Origin of the sequence: Caballeronia temeraria (assembly GCF_001544795.2) — a bacterium.
Taxonomy (GTDB): domain Bacteria; phylum Pseudomonadota; class Gammaproteobacteria; order Burkholderiales; family Burkholderiaceae; genus Caballeronia; species Caballeronia temeraria.
On sequence record NZ_FCOI02000120.1, the window covers coordinates 1 to 785 of the forward strand.

A 785-nucleotide genomic window follows, 5' to 3' on the forward strand; every position below is an offset into this window, starting at 1 on the left:
GATTTGGTGTCTATTCGATTGATAGTGAGCGGCCTATAGTTTCCTCCATGCCCCGCCATCAACCGGGACCCAAGGAGCCAGACGATGTACACTGCCAAAGCATACGGTGCGACAAGCGCAACTGCCCCGCTAACCCCCCTCAAGATTCAGCGTCGGGATCCTAAAGAGAACGACGTCCAGATCGACATCCTGTACTGCGGCATCTGCCACTCGGACATCCATCATGTGCGCGATGAGTTCGGCAGTTCTATGCCAACGGTCTACCCGATCGTGCCTGGCCACGAGATTGTAGGTCGCGTGACTTCGATCGGAGCCGGCGTCACCAAACATAGCATCGGCGATATAGTTGCCGTCGGTTGCCTGGTCGATGCAGAGCCGACCTGCCCGCACTGCCGAGCAAACCGCGAGCAGTATTCGCCGACCAAGGTTTTAACCTATAACTCGCCCGACAGGCATGGGACTGCGCCGGTTACGTATGGGGGTTACTCGGACATCATTGTCGTTGACGAGCGTTTCGTACTGCGTGTTCCGAAGAATCTTCACTTGGCCGGTGTCGCCCCCTTGGTTTGCGCGGGAATTACCTCCTATTCGCCGATCCGAAGATGGAAAGTTGGGCCGGGACAGAAAGTCGGCATCGTCGGCCTGGGCGGACTTGGGCACATGGGTGTGAAATTTGCCCGCGCACTCGGCGCACACGTGGTTCTCTTTACGACATCGTCTAAGAAGAAGCAGGACGCGCTGCGCGTTGGCGCCCACGAGGTAGTGGTGTCGCGCAATCCGGAAGA

1 protein-coding gene is annotated in these 785 nt (G+C 57.8%); it reads left to right on the plus strand.

The window, feature by feature from the left end:
* Nucleotides 1-84 precede the first annotated feature (84 nt).
* The coding region (locus tag AWB76_RS38710; RefSeq protein WP_061165341.1) for an NAD(P)-dependent alcohol dehydrogenase at nucleotides 85-785 on the plus strand (701 nt) is incomplete at its 3' end.